We start from the raw sequence: 1586 nt of genomic DNA on the forward strand, positions 1-1586 counted from the left end.
CCCCCCGTGGACTTGGCCGACGGGCCAAGCTGGCAGCAGCCCTTGCTGGCTGGCAGACCCCGCTGGCACGGCCGACGTGGGCACTGGTGGGCGCCGATTGTTGTTCGGACGGTCGGTTGGGCGTTGGTGGCGCCATGCCCGGGAGTGGTTGATCGGCGGGTGGGTGCGTTCGATGAGGTGGTTGCCAGTGGGTGGCTCAAGGTTCGGCGGGTGGGACGCCTGGTTCTGTGGCGGCGGTCGCGTGGGCGTGGACGGTCAGGGCCGGTAGGCCCGCAGCCGCGGGCGGCTTGACGGGGACGGAGACGTCTACCTGGACGGTGGCTTCGTCTCGGCTCACCTTGACCGTCGCTCCCTCCGGGACGGCCTTCGCCACGAGTTCGCGCACGGCGTTGAGGGACTCGCCTCTCGCTGCGGCGCGGGCACCGGTTCGGGCGGCGTCCGTGCAGGCGAGCTGGACGGACGCGGCCGTCAAGCCCCACAGCGCGATCGCTGTGATCAGTACCAGGGTGGGGAGTGCCACGGCGATCTCCGCCGTGGCCATCCCCCGGTCGTTCAGCCGGCCAGTTTGAGGGCCTTCTCGATGATCTGTAAGAGGAGGGACTTCACGTGGGAGCTGGTCACGATCTTGAACAGCACGGCGGCGAAGGCCGCTGCGGCGATGGTGCCGACCGCGTACTCGGCGGTGGACATCCCTCGGTCTCCGCACGTCATGGACCATCGCCGCACCACCATCTGTTTCGGCCGCATACGGGCCCCTCTCGTTTCGTTGTTCGTCTCAAGGCTGCTGGGTCGGGGGATGGGTGGCGTGTGAACGGCATCCTGTGGATAAGTCGAAGGGTCATTGCGGCAGGAGGATCGTGGAGGCGATCCCGGCGATGGCCGGGACGACGCCCAGCAGCACGAAGGCGGGCAGGAAGCACAGGCCCAGCGGAGCGAGCGCGTGGATGCCGGCCGCCCGGGCCCTGGCAGCGGCGGCTGTGCGCGCCACGCGCCGTTGATCTCGCGCCAGACGGGTCAGGGATGGAGCCAGCGCCGCGCCGGTGGACGCGGCACGGATGGCAGTGCGGGCCAGAGGAGCGAGCATCGGCTCCTTCGTGAGCGCTGACCACGCCTCGGCCGGATCAGCGCCCAGCCGGATCTGGACCGAGACGGCTCCCAGTTCCTCTCCGAGCGGACCGCCCACCGCGTCCGCGACCGCGGCGACCGCCTCGTGCCAGGGGGTGCCGCCGCGCAGGCACGCGGCAAGAAGATCCACTGCCACGGGCAGGTCGGCGACGAGGCGCATCCGCCTGCGTCTTCGGTCCGCTTTACCGAGGCGGCCGAACGAGAACCAGACTGCGACCGCAACAAGGAGTCCGGCCACGGTACCGACCGATCCGCCCAGCGTCACCGCGCCCAGCATTCCTGCTGTGCCTGCGGCCATGCACCGGAGGAGGGTGTCGCGGCGTCCCCTCTCCTGGCCATGGGCGGTGAGTCTCGTCGAGTGGGTGGTTTGGCTTGGTTCCTCTCGTTGTTGGGTTGGGCTACGGGCGGCTTCTCGGTTTCCGTCGCGGGGCGGGTGAGGTGGAGGTTGTGGGCTTTGGGGT

At 70.1% G+C, this 1586-nt stretch carries 3 protein-coding genes; all 3 read right to left on the bottom strand.

Features of this window, described 5'->3' with window-relative positions; genetic code table 11:
• Positions 1–196: 196 nt before the first annotated feature.
• Complete coding sequence (locus ETD83_RS41705) at positions 197–520, bottom strand: TadE family type IV pilus minor pilin (protein WP_230421545.1); 324 nt, start codon at positions 518–520, stop codon at positions 197–199.
• 32 nt (positions 521–552) lie between these two features.
• A complete protein-coding gene (locus tag ETD83_RS41710) occupies positions 553–690 on the bottom strand; it encodes a DUF4244 domain-containing protein (RefSeq protein WP_329603082.1) in 138 nt (45 codons plus the stop codon).
• Positions 691–838: 148 nt separating this feature from the next.
• Complete coding sequence (locus ETD83_RS41715) at positions 839–1423, bottom strand: type II secretion system F family protein (protein ID WP_138650748.1); 585 nt, start codon at positions 1421–1423, stop codon at positions 839–841.
• Between the last annotated feature and the right edge of the window lie 163 nt (positions 1424–1586).

The organism is Actinomadura soli (genome assembly GCF_005889715.1).
GTDB lineage: Bacteria > Actinomycetota > Actinomycetes > Streptosporangiales > Streptosporangiaceae > Spirillospora > Spirillospora soli.